The 14,721-nt window shown below is 62.7% G+C and carries 16 protein-coding genes; 11 read left to right on the top strand and 5 right to left on the bottom strand.

The window, feature by feature from the left end; genetic code table 11:
- Positions 1–352 precede the first annotated feature (352 nt).
- Positions 353–976, top strand: a complete 624-nt coding sequence (locus RBA40_RS12385; protein ID WP_306648160.1) for a lysozyme inhibitor LprI family protein — start codon at positions 353–355, stop codon at positions 974–976.
- A 202-nt stretch (positions 977–1,178) separates the two neighbouring features.
- Here RBA40_RS12385 and RBA40_RS12380 read toward each other — a convergent pair whose 3' ends face one another.
- Positions 1,179–1,673 carry an SgcJ/EcaC family oxidoreductase gene (locus RBA40_RS12380; protein ID WP_306648159.1) on the bottom strand — a complete coding sequence of 165 codons (495 nt, stop codon included), beginning with the start codon at positions 1,671–1,673 and terminating at the stop codon, positions 1,179–1,181.
- 132 nt (positions 1,674–1,805) lie between these two features.
- Between RBA40_RS12380 and RBA40_RS12375 the strand changes: the two genes are divergently transcribed.
- Genes RBA40_RS12375 through RBA40_RS12365 form a run of 3 tightly spaced genes read left to right on the top strand, consistent with a single transcriptional unit; the run spans position 1,806 to position 4,974 of the window.
- A complete protein-coding gene (locus tag RBA40_RS12375; protein ID WP_306648158.1) occupies positions 1,806–2,579 on the top strand; it encodes a helix-turn-helix transcriptional regulator in 774 nt (257 codons plus the stop codon).
- Positions 2,576–4,507, top strand: a complete 1,932-nt coding sequence (locus tag RBA40_RS12370; RefSeq protein ID WP_306648157.1) for an ATP-binding protein — start codon at positions 2,576–2,578, stop codon at positions 4,505–4,507. The genes RBA40_RS12375 and RBA40_RS12370 overlap by 4 nt, the downstream gene beginning before the upstream one ends.
- A complete protein-coding gene (locus RBA40_RS12365) occupies positions 4,504–4,974 on the top strand; it encodes a response regulator (RefSeq protein ID WP_306648156.1) in 471 nt (156 codons plus the stop codon). Before RBA40_RS12370 ends, RBA40_RS12365 begins: the two co-directional genes overlap by 4 nt.
- 18 nt (positions 4,975–4,992) lie before the next feature.
- On the opposite strand, the gene RBA40_RS12360 is transcribed toward RBA40_RS12365, so the two are convergent.
- Positions 4,993–6,051 (bottom strand): AI-2E family transporter, encoded by a 1,059-nt coding sequence (locus RBA40_RS12360; protein ID WP_306648168.1) that lies wholly within the window; start codon positions 6,049–6,051, stop codon positions 4,993–4,995.
- A gap of 148 nt (positions 6,052–6,199) precedes the next feature.
- Between RBA40_RS12360 and RBA40_RS12355 the strand changes: the two genes are divergently transcribed.
- From RBA40_RS12355 to RBA40_RS12345, 3 genes are all read left to right on the top strand, one after another.
- Positions 6,200–6,937 (top strand): hypothetical protein, encoded by a 738-nt coding sequence (locus RBA40_RS12355; protein WP_306648155.1) that lies wholly within the window; start codon positions 6,200–6,202, stop codon positions 6,935–6,937.
- Positions 6,938–6,945: 8 nt separating this feature from the next.
- Positions 6,946–7,329 (top strand): hypothetical protein, encoded by a 384-nt coding sequence (locus RBA40_RS12350; RefSeq protein ID WP_306648154.1) that lies wholly within the window; start codon positions 6,946–6,948, stop codon positions 7,327–7,329.
- A 180-nt stretch (positions 7,330–7,509) separates the two neighbouring features.
- Complete coding sequence (locus RBA40_RS12345; RefSeq protein ID WP_306648153.1) at positions 7,510–8,004, top strand: hypothetical protein; 495 nt, start codon at positions 7,510–7,512, stop codon at positions 8,002–8,004.
- A 65-nt stretch (positions 8,005–8,069) separates the two neighbouring features.
- Here the strand turns inward: RBA40_RS12345 and RBA40_RS12340 are convergent, their stop codons facing one another.
- Together RBA40_RS12340 and RBA40_RS12335 are read right to left on the bottom strand one after the other, a co-directional pair.
- Entirely contained in the window at positions 8,070–8,483 is a 414-nt protein-coding gene (locus RBA40_RS12340) for a DUF8617 domain-containing protein (protein ID WP_306648152.1), read from the bottom strand.
- A gap of 56 nt (positions 8,484–8,539) precedes the next feature.
- Entirely contained in the window at positions 8,540–9,274 is a 735-nt protein-coding gene (locus RBA40_RS12335) for an NUDIX hydrolase (RefSeq protein WP_306648151.1), read from the bottom strand.
- Between the two features lie 176 nt (positions 9,275–9,450).
- On the opposite strand from RBA40_RS12335, the gene RBA40_RS12330 reads away from it, so the two are divergent.
- The 4 genes from RBA40_RS12330 to RBA40_RS12315 all read left to right on the top strand — a co-directional run bounded on the left by RBA40_RS12330 (position 9,451) and on the right by RBA40_RS12315 (position 14,065).
- A complete protein-coding gene (locus tag RBA40_RS12330) occupies positions 9,451–10,293 on the top strand; it encodes a TIGR02452 family protein (protein ID WP_306648150.1) in 843 nt (280 codons plus the stop codon).
- A 149-nt stretch (positions 10,294–10,442) separates the two neighbouring features.
- The gene (locus RBA40_RS12325; protein ID WP_306648149.1) at positions 10,443–10,700 is read left to right on the top strand and encodes a hypothetical protein; all 258 of its coding nucleotides are present in this window, start codon (positions 10,443–10,445) and stop codon (positions 10,698–10,700) included.
- On the top strand, positions 10,697–12,220 hold the full coding sequence (locus tag RBA40_RS12320) for a DUF885 domain-containing protein (RefSeq protein ID WP_306648148.1): 1,524 nt from the start codon (positions 10,697–10,699) through the stop codon (positions 12,218–12,220). Before RBA40_RS12325 ends, RBA40_RS12320 begins: the two co-directional genes overlap by 4 nt.
- Positions 12,221–12,337: 117 nt before the next feature.
- A complete protein-coding gene (locus RBA40_RS12315; RefSeq protein WP_306648167.1) occupies positions 12,338–14,065 on the top strand; it encodes a methyl-accepting chemotaxis protein in 1,728 nt (575 codons plus the stop codon).
- On the opposite strand, the gene RBA40_RS12310 is transcribed toward RBA40_RS12315, so the two are convergent.
- Complete coding sequence (locus RBA40_RS12310) at positions 14,062–14,700, bottom strand: TetR/AcrR family transcriptional regulator C-terminal domain-containing protein (protein WP_306648147.1); 639 nt, start codon at positions 14,698–14,700, stop codon at positions 14,062–14,064. The genes RBA40_RS12315 and RBA40_RS12310 overlap by 4 nt on opposite strands.
- Between the last annotated feature and the right edge of the window lie 21 nt (positions 14,701–14,721).

Raw genomic sequence — 14,721 nt, 5'->3', positions numbered from 1 at the left:
ATTTAGAAAATCTGGCTACCCGTTCATAGAACGCACCATCATGGTTGCGGTTGGGTGGAACGGCTTAAGTCAGTCGCGGTAGCGCGATGTCAAAAGGGGTAGCCAGGTGCCGCCCCTTTTACATTGGCGGTTCACCTTCGGCCGACCAAGTACGTGGCGCTCGCGATAAGCCGGAATCAACGGTCACGGTAACCGGAGTACAAACAAACTCGCGGTTCATTCACGGAAACTACTCACCATCCCAAGCGCCCGCCCGGGCAGCATGTAGACCGTCAGCGCGATGATGGGTGCTGGCGGCGGCCGGTGCGAACAGTTACATTAGCGTATATTCAACTTTTCCTTATTGCAAACTATGATTCCTTTTAAAATTGCCCTGCTGTCGCTCGCGCTTGTTTGCCCCCTGGCCTCGGCCGCCAGCTACGATTGTCCCAAGGCGGTCTCCAACGTCGAGAAGATGGTCTGCGCCGATCCCGAGTTGTCGCGGCTGGACGATGACCTCCATGGCTCGTACAAGCGGGCCGTGGCCCGTGTCGGCGACGAATTGGCGATGCGCCAGTGGCAGCGTAATTGGCTCAAGTCACAGGCGCTCAACGGATGCAAGACGGCGCAGTGTGTCAAGGTGGCGTACGGGACGCGCGTCAAACTGCTCGACGACGCGGTGCCCTCGCGCTGGACCGGACAGTACGCGCGCTATTACAAGGGCAAGGCCGACCGCAATCAGGGCGATATCCTGCTCATCGCCGTGGGCGAGAACGCCGCAATCGTGGAGGGAATGACGACGTGGCCAGATCCGGATGAGCAGGTCCGCCCGGGCCAGTTCGGCTCGCTTGGCGCGTTCAGCGGCGAGCATCTGATCGTTGAAGCTGAGGAGTGCCAGGCGTCGATGACGCTCAAGGGCAAAGTGCTGCGGGTGGACGATAGCAAGACCTGCAGCGGCACCAACGGCACTTTCGGCGCCGAATACCGTCGTAAGTAGTTGCAGCGCAAGATGGAAAGGCGCCGCGTCCTTCCATCTTGCGGGTTGGGGCGTTCCAACTGGCTGGAAGGCGTTCCGGCAGCATGCCAGCCAATCGTTCGTCAGGTGCGCTCTTGGAAGTTTGCTTTAGCGACGCTGATGCGCACGGTCATCCTGCAGGCCCGGCCACGGGCATATCTCCATCACGCCCGCAGCTGCCGTCTCAGTTCAGCGCCACGTGTTCGGGCATCGCCGACGAATGGTGCTTCAGAATCAGCCAGTCCTTCCCCAGCTTCTTGTACACGAAGGTGTACCGCGCCTGCACCTTGGCCGGCTTGCCATCCTTGACGATGTCAAAGGTGTACACGCCGCTGTCGACCGCGCTATCCTTGCTCAGCATCTGAATATGACGCGAGTTGATCACGCCGTGCGGCTTCAGTTCCAGAAAATGCACGAAATAATCCTCGATTTCCGCCGGCGTCGTCCTCACGTGATTCGACACGGTCGGCTGCAACACCGCTTTCGGGTGATACAGCTTGACCACTTCGGCCGGCTTCCCGGTGCCCAGCGCGGCGTTCCAGCGGTCGAACAGGCCGGCAATCTCGCGATCTTGCTTGGCGGTCGGGGCGACGGCTTCGTTGCCGTACACCCGGGGCGGCTCCTTGGCATACGCAACGCTGCAAGCGAAGAGGGAAGCGGCAAGGATCAGTTTGTTCATGAAATTCTCCTGTTAAGTCAAAGTGGATGGCGCATTGTTTGCTGCGACAGACACACTATCGCCCCTCGCCGGCGCCTGGGCGTCCGCCGCCAGGCCTAGCCCAAGCTCTGCCGTTCGGCATATACTGCGCGTATGCCCCGTACCTCTTCCCCCTCCGCCCAAACCCTGCGCGAGCACTATCGCGAGCAGCAAGCCAATACCGCCCGCCTGCGTCTGCTGCACGAGGCGGGCCAGGCGCTCGCCGCGCGCGAGGCCGCCACCGCGCTGGACGCGATGCTCGGCTTCGCCCTGGCGTTTTCCGCCTTCGACTGCGGCAGCGTGCTGGCCGACGACAACGGCGCGCTGCGCGTGCAGGCGGCGCGCGGCGAGGTACTGCCCGCGGGCATGCGTTTTCCCGCGCAAGGCGCCCTGGCTGCGGGTTTGAAGGATGAGGCCGGCGTACTGGTCCGGCGCAACAGCGTCAGCCAGATGCTGCTGCCGGCCGGGGCGATGGCCGGCATCGAACTGCTGTTTCCCCTGCGGTCGGCGGGGCGCGCGCTGGGCGTGCTGCAACTGGCCAGCCGCCGCCCGCTGCCGGTTCCCGGCGAGGCCGACCTGGCCGCCTTGTCCACCCTGGCGAGCATGCTGGCCTCGGCCTTGCCGCAGGGCGCCGCGCGGCCTGCGGTGCCAGCCGCGCAATCGGCTAAGCTGCTCACTCCGCTGACACCGCGCGAGCGTGAGGTGCTGGGCCTGCTGCCGCACGGATTGACCAATGCCGACATCGCCCTGCGCCTGGGCATCGCGCCCGGCACCGTGAAGGTGCATGTGGAGCGCATCATCCACAAGTTCGGCCTGGCCGACCGCACCCAGGTCGCTGCCCGCGCGGTCGAACTCGGCTTCGGCCATTCCGGCGCGACCAACCCATGAGCGTGTTGGCGAGCTGGTCCCAGTGGTGGTCGAACCGTTCCTTGCGCGTCAAGGGGCTGGTGCTGATCGCGGTGCCGCTGGTGATCCTGCTGGGCGCGCTCGCTTCCGGCTATCTGATGGGCGCCGAAAGCCGCCGCGCCCAGCAGGGCGTGCAGCGCACCTTGCAGATCCAGCACGACATCCAGGAAGTGCATACGTTACTGGCCGAGGCCGCCACAGGCGTGCGCGGCTATCTGTTGACGGGGCGGGCGAATTTCCTGGAGCGCTACCGGATTGCCGAAACCGAGCTGCCGCGCACCTTGCGCCGGCTGCGCGTGCAGATTCGCGATCCGCAGCAGAACGCCTTGCTCGACCAGGTCGCCGCCCTGGCCGCGCGAAAAAGCGAGGGCTTGAGCGAACTGGTCGCCCTCGGCAACACCACCCCGGCGGCGACGCTGGTGCCGATCCTGGTGTCGAACAAGGTGGTGCTGGACGAGCTGCGCGGACACATTGACGCCATGCTGGCCCGAGAAGACGTGCTGCGGCGCGAGAGCGAGCGTTTCGCCGACCAGGTCTACATGCGCACCATGGTGGCCACCGGCGTGGCCAGCGCGGCCGGGGTGCTGGGCGCGGTCATCGTGGTGCTGCTGTTTTCAACCGGCATCGGGCGCCGCGTGCGCGATCTGGCCGATAACGCGGAGCGGCTGGCGCGCGGCGCGCCGCTGGCCCCGATCGCGCCGGCCACCGATGAGCTGGGCCAGCTGGCGGCGCGGATGGAGCATGCCAGCATGCTGCTGGCGGCCCGCAGCGCCGACGCCGAGCAAGCCTATCGCGAAGCCGAACGCGCCAGCAAGGCCAAGACCGAATTTCTGTCGCGCACCAGCCATGAACTGCGCACGCCGCTCAACGCGATTCTGGGTTTTGCCCAGTTGCTCGAACGCGATCTCAAGACGCCTGCCGAGCGCGAGCATGTCGGCCATATCCTGAAAGGCGGCCGTCACCTGCTGGCGCTGATTAACGAAGTGCTCGATATCGCCCGCATCGAAACCGGCCATATGGACCTGGCGCCGGAGCCGGTCGAGGTGGACAGCCTGCTGCGCGAAGCGCTGGCGCTGATCGCCCCGATGGCGGGCGAGCGCGGCGTGACCCTGGCCGCCCAAGCGCCATCGTCCGGCGTGCACGTGCTCGCCGACCGCAAGCGCTTGCTGCAGGTGATGCTCAATCTGCTGTCGAACGCGGTCAAGTACAACCATCCGAACGGGACTGTATCGCTGCGCGTCGAGGCCGACGCGCAGCGTGCGCGCATCGGCGTGAGCGACAACGGCCCGGGCATCGATCCATCCTTGCAAGCGCGCCTGTTCACGCCGTTCGACCGCCTGGGCGCCGAACGCCGTCCCGGCGAGGGCACCGGCCTGGGGCTGGCGGTATCGCTGCAGATGGTGCGTGCCATGGGCGGCGACATCGGCATGGAAAGCGCGGTGGGGCAGGGCAGCACCTTCCGCGTCGAGCTGCCGCTGAGCGCCGCGGCGGGCCATGCGCACGCGACGCGGCCATCCAGTATGGCGGCGCCGCCATCGCAGCGCCCCTGTACCGTGCTTTATATCGAGGATCAGTCCTCCAATCTGGCGCTGGTCGAGATCCTGCTGGCCAAACGCGCCAACATCACCCTGCTCAGCGCATCCACCGGCAGCGAGGGGCTGGCGCTGGCGCAGCGGCATGCGCCCGATCTGGTGCTGCTGGACCTGCACCTGCCCGACGTATCCGGACTCGACTTGCTCGCGCAGCTGCGCGCCACGCCCGGGTTGAGCCAGACGCCGGTGGTGGTGGTCAGCGCCGACGCCTTGCCTGCGACCATAGCCGGCGCACTGGCCGCCGGCGCCGCCGACTACCTGACCAAGCCGCTCGACGTGAGCCTGTTTTTTGCTACTTTGGACCGATTGATGCCATGAATATTTTCGACTTGCATGCCATGCGGCTCCTGATCGTCGACGACAAAATCGAGAACGTCAACATCCTCGAAGACATGCTGGCGGGAGAAGGGTTTCGCAACGTCGTCAGCACCACCGATCCGCGCCGCACGCTCGATCTGGTATCGGCTTTCGATCCCGACCTGGTGCTGCTCGACCTGATGATGCCGGACCTGGACGGTTACGCGGTTCTGGAGCAACTGGCGCGCCGCACGCCGCCCAACGAGTTTCGTCCGGTCATGGTGATCAGCGCTGATGTGACCCAGGAAGCCCGGCGGCGCGCATTGTCGCTGGGGGCCAAGGATTTCCTGACCAAGCCGTTCGACCTGATCGAGACGATGCTGCGCATCTGCAATCTGCTGGAAACCAGCCTGCTGTACAAGCGTCTGCAAGCGCTCACGTCGCCGGAGCCGCCGCTGCAGCGCTGGCACCCGAAGGCGGACGACTGAGCCGATGGGGCCTGGCGTTTAATCGGTGTGGAACTCGCTGGCCGAGGCAAACAAATCCCAGGCGGCGATAAACAACGCCGCCACAACCGGGCCGATGACGAATCCATTCAGCCCGAACAGCGCCATGCCGCCCACGGTGGAAAGCAGCACCACGTAGTCCGGCATCTTGGTGTCCTTGCCCACTAGAATAGGGCGCAGGATATTGTCGACCAGTCCGATCACGACCACGCCAAAGATACTCAGCACCACGCCTTCCCAGACCGATCCGGTGACCAGGAAATAGACGGCAACCGGTGCCCACACCAGCGCCGCGCCAATTGCCGGCAGCAGCGACAGAAACGCCATCACCACGGCCCACAGTACCGGCGCCTGCACGTCCAGAAACCAGAATATCAGGCCACCGAGCGCGCCTTGCGCAACCGCGACCAGGATATTGCCCTTGACGGTAGCGCGGGTCACGGCGGTGAAATTGCTGAACAGGCGCTGTTTATATTTGCGGCTCAGCGGAACGGCACTCTTGATCCGCGCAGCGAGCGCCTGGCCGTCACGCAGCAGGAAATACAGCAGGTACAGCATGATGCACATGCTGACCATCAGATCGAAGGTGTAGCTGCCCACGTGGATGGCCTGGCGCGCGACGGTCTGGCTGACCTGCGACGCGCCTTCCGTCATTTTCTGCTGCAGCTTCGACAGGGTGGTCAGGTCGAAACGCTCAAGCAGATTGAGGGCCCATTGCGGCAGCGCAGCCATGATTTTCTTGAAGTAGCTGCCCACGGTCAGATCGCCGGATCGGACCATTTCGTACACGGTGGCGGCCTGGTCGACCAGGGACACCGCGATCAGCGACAGCGGCAAAATCACCATGACCACGATCGACATCAGGGTCAGCAAGGCAGCGAGATTGGGTTTGTGATTGGTCTTCCTGAGCAGCCAGCGGTTCAGCGGCGCGAACAGGATCGCCAGCACCACGCCCCAGAACACGGCACCGGCATACGGCGCCAGGATCCAGCCGAAGCCGATGGTGACCAGGGCGAGAAGGAGCAGAAACGATTTTTGCTGGAGGGTGTATTCGTGCATAGGAGTTTGCATATGAATTCGATAATTTTTATAGCCCCATCATAATCTATCCGATGACCCAGGTGCGTGCGTTGGGATACGCAACCGAATCGGCCGCCGGCCGGCATTCGCATGGCTGATAAAATACGATGTCCTTTTTGGCGCGCATATGACCTATACAAACATCAAAGAACTGACGACCGCGATCCTGTTCGTTCCGCTGTTGGCCTTCGCGGCGGCGCCGGACACAAAGACCAGTATCGAGACGCGCCATGGCAGGGTAGACGTGAGCGCGGAGGCGGATGCCACGCACCTCCTTGTCGCTGGCAAGAAAATCGCAACCATCAGCGCAGGCGGTGCATCCCTGTTTCGCATCACTTCCATGGCGGAGCGGGAATACATCGTCGTGCAAGGCAGTCGCCCTGGTTTGCATTGCCAGTACGCGTATCGGCTGCTGGCATTGTCGGATAGTGCGCCGAAGGTGTCGAAGGAATTCGGAGAATGCCTCGACCTTGGCGGCGCCGGGATGGCCGGGGCCGAGCCGGTGGTGCATCTGAACAGTCGGGTGGATCCGGAAGCCGGCGTCGAAACCTATCAATGGCAGGGCGATGACGTCATCCTGGTGTTTGAATCGCCCACCCTGTGCGGCGCAGCCGGCTTTCTGGCCCAGAAAAATGCCGCGCCGGTGAGCGCGCCGCGTGACAGGCGCGTCAAGGGCCCCGGACGCCTGCAATTCCTGAGCGCTCCCGATGCCGGCTGCGCGATGCCCGGCGTGTTTGTGGTGGGGGGCGATAGCGTGACGACCAGCCTGGCCTCCGGTGCATTCGTCTATGCGAACTACACCAATCCCAAAAACGGAAGGAAAGTTCAGGGATGGGTGCCGCGCGAGCGCCTGTCGGACCTGTGACGACCGCCATGGAAGGCGACTATTTCCGTCACCCCCAACGATTCCCGAAAAACGCGGAAGGCCCCTTCTATACGACAGGAGGTCAACTGCGCGATGGCACATGGTGTAGCGACTGCATGTCCTGCGAGGTGCCCGAAAATGAGGCGCCGTCGCTGCTCGCGCCGTTAACCGACGATAACAGCGATACCTACTTTGTTCGGCAACCGGTGACCGGCGAAGAAATCGAACAGGCATGCGCAGCCGTCAACGTATGCTGTACCGGGGCACTTCGCTACGGTGGTTGCGATCCGGGAATTCTGGCAAAGCTGGACCCATCGAATTGTGATAACCCCAAATTAGGGTGCTTGCAGAAGCTTTTACGGTTCCTCGGTTTCAGGAAGAATGACGGATGATTCAGGATCAATCCGGAGTATGTCACCTGCTTCTCGGCCGCAACCTCAACAAGGTCGTCGCATCCGGCGGCGGCCATGGGCTGGACTTTTAACTGCCCAGACGGCTGCGACGCGCAAAGCACGCCATCTGTCCAATCGCTTGTTTCAGATAGTTTAAGCCCCCGTATTTTGTGGAGTTTTATGTTTGCCAGCATTCTAGCCGCCCTCGCCATCGCAACCGATGCCTGCAACGCCATTCCGGCCGATGCCGTCCAGGCGCTGCAGGAATCGCGCAGCGCCGTTTTGTATTCTCTCGAACCCATATCACCGGAGGGGTTTCGCGGGCGGACCTTCAAGGGTTATCAGCTTTTCGGCAAGACGCGGATCGAGGGTGCAAGCTACAAGATCGCGGCTGACGAATTTCGCAATGCCGCAACGCGATCGAATGGCTACGGCGCCGCCTGTTTTGATCCGCGGCACGCCATCGAAGTCGCCGCAAAGGGGCACACGTTCACGTTCCTGTTGTGTTACGCCTGCAAACAGATGGCTGTGTATCGTGACGGTAAGATGATAACCAAGGTCGATGCAGCCGGCTCCTCAAAAACCTTGAATCGCATTTTGACTGCAGCGAAGGTGCCGCTGTCGACCAGCTACGATGAGACCAGGCAGAAAGGACAAAACGCGGATTCGGATTGAAGCAGGATGCTGCGGCCCTACGCGCACGCGCATGCCGATCGAACTGTCCACGCCGGTATTGATCGTTACAGATCCTCTGCGTCAACTGGCCGATCGCCGGCAAGTACACGGTTGTAGCTACCGCTATCAGGCGCGTAAGCAGTGAAATGATTGTTCGTGCTCAGTTCGACGAGAACCCGTCCGCATGTCTGACATTCAAACATATCGCGCGAGAGACTGATGTATTTCGTGTGAATGTGGTCGAGCATGATATTGCCGTGGCTAAGCTTTAAATCGACATAATCCTTGCCGTAACCTTTTTGCAGAAGCCATTCGTCAACGCTGCCATTCAATGCCGCGGTGACATAGCGCTGCGTCTCGTCGACAAGCCATTCAAAGAAGGGGTTGTAGTTAACATCCGGGAGCACCGATGCTTTGTAAGGCAGCGAATCGCTGTTGTCGCTGATGGTTTTCCCGCAGGTACAACCTAATTTGCTCATCGCTCAGGCCCGTCAAGAAGTGGATCAAAATTGGTGCAGGAATCGTGCCGCGTCCATTACCCCATTGTGCGGCTGAAGAACACCGTCGGCTGACCGCTGCGAATGCGGTACAGCTGCGCCGGGCGATTGCTGCCATGGCGCTGCTTGCCGGTGATCTCTTCCAGAAAATCGCCTTCCTTGACGCGCTTGCGAAAGGCGCTTTTATCGATCGGCCGCCCCAGCACGATTTCATACACGCGCTGCAGATCGGACAAGGTGAATTCCTCCGCCAGCAAATGGGCCGGCAGCGAGGTGTATTCGACCTTGTTACGCAGCCGCTGTACTGCCGTGGCAATGATCGTGGCGTGGTCGAATGCCAGATCGATGTCCACGCCGGCCTCGCCAATCGAGTGCCAGCAAGCGGCATCCGCCCCCGATCCATGCTGCAGTTCGATGTGGCTTGACCCGATCAGCGCAAAATAGGCGAACGTGGCCGACCAGCCGCGCGGATCGCGCGTGCTGCTGCCGAATCCCTGCAATTGCTCGAGATAGGGCGCCGTCACACCCGTCTTTTCGCGCAGCTTGCGCAAAGCCGTCGCGTCCAGATCCAGGTCGTGCCGGACATCGATAAACCCTCCCGGCAAGGCCCATTGCCCCTTCGCCGGATGCGCGCCGCGCTGCACCAGCAGCACGTGCAGTGCCTGCTCCCTGACGGTAAATATCACCAGGTCGACACTGGTCAACGGCACATCGAAAGCGTGGATGTTGTAGCTGGCGAGATATTCCTGTTCAGTGAGATCGGCGGTACCCATCGTTTTCCTCGTTGTGGCGAGCGCGGATTCTACCACTTTCCGCGCCTTAGTTGAAAATTCAAACTAAGTTAGTTGTAAATTACTACTAAGTGATTTATGATGCGGCAGCGGCCCGGCGCAACGCTGCTGCCGTGCGGGTTTCACGTCGTAACGCATAAAAATAAAAAGGAACAACAATGAGTAATCGAGATTATCGTGCCGGTATTGCGCAGGAAACCCTGACCGTGCTGGAGCGGGGGAACTATCAGAATGCGCGCGGAGACACGGTGTCGATCGCGGACGCCCTGACGTTCGCCAAAGCACAGTCCCAACACTATTCGTCGGAGCGCCTGGCGGAATTGACTGCGGCGCCGGTTGCGGGCGAAGCGAAGACCACGCGTTTTGAAGTACGCAATGAATCGACCCTTGCCGCAGCCCGGCGCGGCATCGGTGAAGGGCGCCTGGACCCGTTGTGCCTCAATTTCGCCTCCGCGAAAAACCCGGGTGGCGGCTTTCTCGGCGGCGCAGAGGCGCAGGAAGAAAACCTGGCCAAGTCGTCCGGCCTGTATCCCTGCATCGTGCAGATGAACGCCATGTACGACGCCAATCGCGCGCTCAGAACCTGCATCTACAACGATGACATGATCTATTCGCCCAAGGTGCCGGTGTTTCGCGACGATGCGTATGCCTTCCTCGATACGCCTTACCTGGCATCGATGGTGACTGCGCCGGCGGTCAACCGCGGCGCGCTTGCCCGCAATGAGCCGGAGCGCATGCAGGATGTGGCGCCGTGCATGCTGCAGCGAATCGACAAGCTGCTGGCGCTGGCCCTGCATCACGGTCATCAGGACTTGATTCTCGGTGCCTGGGGCTGCGGCGTGTTCGGCAATCTGCCCGAGGAAATGGGCGGCTGGTTCGCCGCGCATTTGCTGCATAACCCGCGCTACAGGAACGCGTTCCGTCATGTGACGTTTGCCGTACTCGATCGTAAAGACATCGGAACCTTCGATGCATTCGATCAGGTGTTCAGGAAGCTGTAAGTTCTTCTATTGCTGCCACGGCACGACGGCTCGATGGCCGGACGCTGACATGGAGGCTTTGATCAATCGGCCGGTATCTGGTAAAACAGTGGTCCGCGCATCCGGCCGCTTTCCGGTCGGGCCGCATATGTATAACTACAAGGAGCGTCATGTCGAAGCCTCACACCACCACGCGGACTATCCGCGCCGCCGTTGCCCTGGCCATGCTGTCGCTGTGCGCCGCTGTTTCCGCGGCCGAACCGGCGTGGGTCACCAAAAGTAATGCCAACGCCAAGCTTGTGCTCAACGTGATGGCCAAATATGCGCCCGAAAGCGCCAGCGGCCTCGGTGTCGACGGTTACGACGAACAGATCACCGACCTGTCGCGCGACCATTTTGCACAGACCATAAAGATACCCGTGCCGTGATCGCGGAACTGCAAAAACGCCGCAAAACCGAGACCGACGCCAAGATCCGCCAGGATATCGATATCCTGATCGGCAGCGCCGAAGACCAGATGCGCTCGGACGCCCTGGAGCGCAAGCATTTTGTCCCGTTCGACAATCTGGCCGATCAATTGTTCGGCGTGGTGCGCCAGACGCTCGACCCGCGCATTCCCAAGGAGCGCCAGAAGACGCTGCTGGTCCGGCTGCAAAAATACGCCGGCCTGGCCAAGGGATATCGCCCTTCCACCGAACTGGCGGTCGAACGCCTGCAGGAGCGCCTGAAAGCGAACAGGAACCTGATCGGTCCTTTCAAGGATGAAGTGGAGCAGGCCATCAACGACAGCCCGACCCTGATCAAGGGCATCAAGGAGTTGCTGAGCAAGAGCGCCCTGCAAGGGTGGGAGCCGAGTTTCGCCGCGCTCGAAACGCAGCTGACGGCCTATAACGAGCACGTGAAAAAGCAGATCCTGCCGCGCGCACGCAGCGACCACCGTTTGCCGCCCGAGGTGTATGCGAATAACCTGCGCCAGTTCGGGGTCGATATCAGTCCGCAGGAGTTGATCGCCAAGGCGCTGACATCGTTCGCCGAAATCCGCAACCAGATGAATATCACCGCCGGCCTGATCGCACGCGAGCGCAAGCTGGCCAATCCCGATTACCGCGCCGTGATGGCCGAGCTGAAAAAGCAGCAGATCGCGCCCGAGCAGGTCATGCCTTTGTACGCCGATCGCCTGGTCCAGATCGAAGCGGCCGTGCGCGCGCAAAACATCGTGTCGCTGCCGGAGCGCAAGGCGGTCATCCGCATGGCCAGCACCGCCGAAAGCGCAGCGCAGCCGGCGCCGCACATGAACCCGCCGCGCCTGATCGGCAACACGGGCGAATATGGCGAATTCGTGCTGACCGCCGGCATGCCGCCCGACGCCAAGGGCAAGACGCTGGCCTTCGACGACTTCACCCACGAAGCGGCGACCTGGACGCTGACGGCGCACGAAGCGCGCCCAGGGCACGAGCTGCAGTTCGCCAAGATGATCGAAACCGGCGTCTCGACCGCGCGCGCGGTGTTTGCGTTCAACAGTGTCAACGTCGAAGGATGGGCCCTGTACGCGGAAGCGGAAATGCAGCCCTACGAGCCGCTCGACGGCCAGCTGTTCGCGCTCCAGGCCCGCATGCAGCGCGCCGCCCGCGCCTTCCTCGATCCGATGGTCAACCTGGGCGAGATCACGCCCGAGGGAGTGAAGGCTTTCCTGATGGATGAGGTGGGGCTGTCGGAAGGCATGGCCACCCAGGAAATGCAGCGCTATACCTTCCGCGCGCCGGGCCAGGCGACCTCGTATTTCTACGGCTACCAGCGCCTGATGGAAACGCGCCAGGCGGCCGAAGTTGCCCTGCGCAAGAAGTTCAACCGCCAGGCCTTCAACGACTTCGTGCTGGCGCAGGGGCTGGTGCCGCCGGCGCTGTTGCGCCAGGCTGTGCTGCAGGAGTTCGTGCCGGCCCAGCGCTAGACCGATGCGGCCGTAGTGTGCCGCATAACAACACTCCTTGACTGCGTTGCATGAAGCAGGCTTACAATCGTTCTCATCGGTTAGCCATGTGAATGCTCGTCAAGGAGGATTGTCGTGATGTTTTCTGATCTGAAAATTGGTGCACGTCTGGCAATCGGGTTTGGCTTGACGATCTGCATCCTGCTGGTGATGTCCCTGTTCGGGATCAGCCGCATCCGCTACACCAGTTCCCTGACCGACCATATCGTCAACGACCGCTACGTCCAGGTCGAGCTGACCAATGTCATGCGCAGCTACGCCAACCGAGGCGCCCAGTCGCTGCGCAACGCCATGCTGGCGCCCGATCCGGCCCAATCCAAAACATTGATGACCGGCATGCTCGATGCCGACCGCACCGGCGCCGAGGCATCCGCCAAGCTGGGCGCGATGATGGTCGCAGACGAAGCCAAACAACTGTTCCAGGATCAGGCCAAGGCCTTCGATGCGTATTTCCAGCTGCGTTCGCAAGCGGTCAAGCGCTTCGAGGAGGGCGAGCGCGACGCCGCCGTCCAATTCCTGTTCAAGGAAGTCATTCCGATACAGAACGCGTACTTCGGCCGGCTCGACGCCGTGCTCAAGTACCAGACCGGGTTGATGGCGCGCGACGGCAAGGAAGCGGCGGACGCGTCCAGCTCGGCGGCGTTGATGATGTTGATGCTGCTGGCGCTTGCCAGCGCGATCTCGGCCGTTGCGGGCTTTCTGATCACCCGTTCCGTGACCGTTCCCATCGGCGAAGCCGTGACCCTGGCCGAGACGGTCGCCCGCGGCGACCTGACCACCCGCATCGACGTGACCCGCCAGGATGAAACCGGGCGCCTGCTGACGGCCTTGAAAGACATGGTGGAGGGCTTGACCCGTACCGTCGGCGCTGTGCGCAGCAGCACCGACACGATCACGACCGCCTCCTCCGAAATTGCCGCCGGCAATATGGACCTGGCCTCGCGCACCGAAAACCAGGCTGCCAGCCTGGAAGAAACGGCGTCGTCGATGGAAGAACTGACGTCCATCGTCAGCCAGAACGCCGACAACGCGCGCCAGGCCAACACCCTCGTGGTTTCCGCCGCCGAGCACGCCAACAAGGGCGGCCGCGTGGTCAGCGAAGTGGTCGAAACGATGGGCGCCATCAGGGAAAGTTCGGGCAAGATCGTCGATATCATCAGCGTGATCGACGGCATCGCTTTCCAGACCAACATCCTTGCGCTCAATGCCGCGGTCGAGGCGGCCCGCGCCGGCGAGCAGGGGCGCGGCTTCGCGGTGGTGGCGTCCGAGGTGCGCAACCTGGCGCAGCGTTCGGCCAGCGCCGCCAAGGAAATCAAGGCGCTGATCGACGATTCGGTGGGCAAGGTCGAAAATGGCAGCGCACTGGTCAATCAGGCGGGCGAAACGATGCAGCAGATCATGGGTTCGGTGCGCCAGGTGGCCGACATCATGGGCGAAATCGCCGCCGCCAGCGCCGAGCAGAGCGCCGGGATCGGGCAGGTGAATGTGGCGATCGTGGCGATGGACAATGCCACGCAACAAAACGCGGCCCTGGTTGAGGAGGCCGCCGCCGCTGCAGCGAGCATGCAGGGGCAGGCCGTGCAACTGGCCGAGGCGGTCAGCGTGTTCAAGCTGCATGGCGACGATGCGCAGGCAACGCCGCTGCGCACGCCGGTACGCACTGCCGTTGCCGCGCCAGCACGTGCCAGGGCGGTGGCCAAGCCGGCGGCGAAGGCGGCCGCCAAGGTGCCAGCCAAGGCGTCACCCCAAGCCGCGACCCGGATCGCCAAGCCGGCGGCCCAGGCCGACGAGTGGGAAGAGTTCTAGCCCGCGCCTGCTTTCAGCTTGACGTCGAGGCCGGTGAGAATCAGGTCCAGTCCTGCCTCGAAGCGGGTCTCGAAATCCATATCGAACAGGTCGTCCATGGCCGCCAGCACGTGCGGATAGCGTTGCGCCGCGAGTTCCTCGAACGGACCGCGCCGGCTGGCCGCATCGATGGGGGCAGCCGCTGCCGGATCGAGCGCCTGTTCCTCCATTACGAACCCGAGCACGTAGTACAGGATGGAAAACGCGCCCCAGCCCGCCATGCGTGTGCTGGCGCCCGCCGTGCGCAGCGGGCCGATCATCGACTCGGCCACGCGCAGCACGTTGTCGGTGACCACGTAGGTGCCCGCGAACACGCGCGCGCCGTCGCGCCGGGCGAGCAGGGCGGCGCGCACCGCCCGCGCCGTGGCGCCGACGGCGTCGCGCCATGAGTCCGGTGGCGCTTCCTGCGCCACGCCCGCCATCAGGGCATCGGCCATGCCGTCCAGCAAAACCTGCTTATTAGCAAAGTGCCAGTAGAGCGACGCGGCCTTGATGTCGAGCGCGTCGGCCAGCCGGCGCATCGTCAATCCTTCCAGCCCGACCTCATCGAGCAAGCCCAGTGCCGTGGCGATCACCGCCTCGCGCGAAATTCCCATGATGTCCTCTTTTTCTTGACA

The organism is Massilia pseudoviolaceinigra (assembly GCF_030846505.1).
Classification (GTDB): Bacteria; Pseudomonadota; Gammaproteobacteria; order Burkholderiales; family Burkholderiaceae_D; genus Telluria_A; species Telluria_A violaceinigra.
Note: the sequence above shows the minus strand (reverse complement) of the source record. Positions and strands in the feature narration are given on the sequence as shown.

What these genes read in the sequence shown, in the direction of transcription:
- RBA40_RS12385 (WP_306648160.1), top strand. Translation starts at nt 353, where the DNA reads ATGATTCCTTTTAAAATTGCCCTGCTGTCGCTCGCGCTTGTTTGCCCC.
- RBA40_RS12380 (WP_306648159.1), bottom strand. Translation starts at nt 1,673, where the DNA reads ATGAACAAACTGATCCTTGCCGCTTCCCTCTTCGCTTGCAGCGTTGCG.
- RBA40_RS12375 (WP_306648158.1), top strand. Translation starts at nt 1,806, where the DNA reads ATGCCCCGTACCTCTTCCCCCTCCGCCCAAACCCTGCGCGAGCACTAT.
- RBA40_RS12370 (WP_306648157.1), top strand. Translation starts at nt 2,576, where the DNA reads ATGAGCGTGTTGGCGAGCTGGTCCCAGTGGTGGTCGAACCGTTCCTTG.
- RBA40_RS12365 (WP_306648156.1), top strand. Translation starts at nt 4,504, where the DNA reads ATGAATATTTTCGACTTGCATGCCATGCGGCTCCTGATCGTCGACGAC.
- RBA40_RS12360 (WP_306648168.1), bottom strand. Translation starts at nt 6,051, where the DNA reads ATGCACGAATACACCCTCCAGCAAAAATCGTTTCTGCTCCTTCTCGCC.
- RBA40_RS12355 (WP_306648155.1), top strand. Translation starts at nt 6,200, where the DNA reads ATGACCTATACAAACATCAAAGAACTGACGACCGCGATCCTGTTCGTT.
- RBA40_RS12350 (WP_306648154.1), top strand. Translation starts at nt 6,946, where the DNA reads ATGGAAGGCGACTATTTCCGTCACCCCCAACGATTCCCGAAAAACGCG.
- RBA40_RS12345 (WP_306648153.1), top strand. Translation starts at nt 7,510, where the DNA reads ATGTTTGCCAGCATTCTAGCCGCCCTCGCCATCGCAACCGATGCCTGC.
- RBA40_RS12340 (WP_306648152.1), bottom strand. Translation starts at nt 8,483, where the DNA reads ATGAGCAAATTAGGTTGTACCTGCGGGAAAACCATCAGCGACAACAGC.
- RBA40_RS12335 (WP_306648151.1), bottom strand. Translation starts at nt 9,274, where the DNA reads ATGGGTACCGCCGATCTCACTGAACAGGAATATCTCGCCAGCTACAAC.
- RBA40_RS12330 (WP_306648150.1), top strand. Translation starts at nt 9,451, where the DNA reads ATGAGTAATCGAGATTATCGTGCCGGTATTGCGCAGGAAACCCTGACC.
- RBA40_RS12325 (WP_306648149.1), top strand. Translation starts at nt 10,443, where the DNA reads ATGTCGAAGCCTCACACCACCACGCGGACTATCCGCGCCGCCGTTGCC.
- RBA40_RS12315 (WP_306648167.1), top strand. Translation starts at nt 12,338, where the DNA reads ATGTTTTCTGATCTGAAAATTGGTGCACGTCTGGCAATCGGGTTTGGC.
- RBA40_RS12310 (WP_306648147.1), bottom strand. Translation starts at nt 14,700, where the DNA reads ATGGGAATTTCGCGCGAGGCGGTGATCGCCACGGCACTGGGCTTGCTC.